Source organism: Massilia sp. 2TAF26, assembly GCF_052115005.1.
Lineage (GTDB): Bacteria > Pseudomonadota > Gammaproteobacteria > Burkholderiales > Burkholderiaceae_D > Telluria.
Genome location: NZ_JBFRFV010000117.1, coordinates 1 through 458, shown reverse-complemented (window position 1 = coordinate 458; position 458 = coordinate 1). Strand labels below are relative to the sequence as shown.

The 458-nt window shown below is 59.6% G+C and carries 1 protein-coding gene; it reads right to left on the bottom strand.

The window, feature by feature from the left end:
* Positions 1–107: 107 nt before the first annotated feature.
* The gene (locus AB4Z32_RS27730) at positions 108–386 is read right to left on the bottom strand and encodes a hypothetical protein (RefSeq protein WP_442125019.1); all 279 of its coding nucleotides are present in this window, start codon (positions 384–386) and stop codon (positions 108–110) included.
* Between the last annotated feature and the right edge of the window lie 72 nt (positions 387–458).

Here is a 458-nt window from a genome sequence, read left to right as displayed (position 1 = left end):
CGCATGGCTGCGCGGTCCAGTTGTTCGGTACGGTCCAGGTCTTTGATGGTCAGGGTTTTCATGGCAATGCTCCTCGATGATGGAATGATGGGATGGGATAAAAGGGATCAGCGGCGCACGATGGTGTTCTGGCCGTTCTGGTGGACCTTGCTGTCCACGCTGACGCCGCCCAGGAAGGCCGAGTCGTTGGCGGTGGCCGTCATCACGTTCTGCATCTGGCCCAGGTTCTGTGCGGCGTTGATCGACGAGTCGTAGCTTGGTGCGTAGGTGATGTCGCCGGTCTTGWMCGACGGCGAGAACATGCTCCAGCCGCCGCGCACGGTRCGCATGGCTGCGCGGTCCAGTTGTTCGGTACGGTCCAGGTCTTTGATGGTCAGGGTTTTCATGGCAATGCTCCTCGATGATGGAATGATGGGATGGGATAAAAGGGATCAGCGGCGCACGATGGTGTTCTGGCC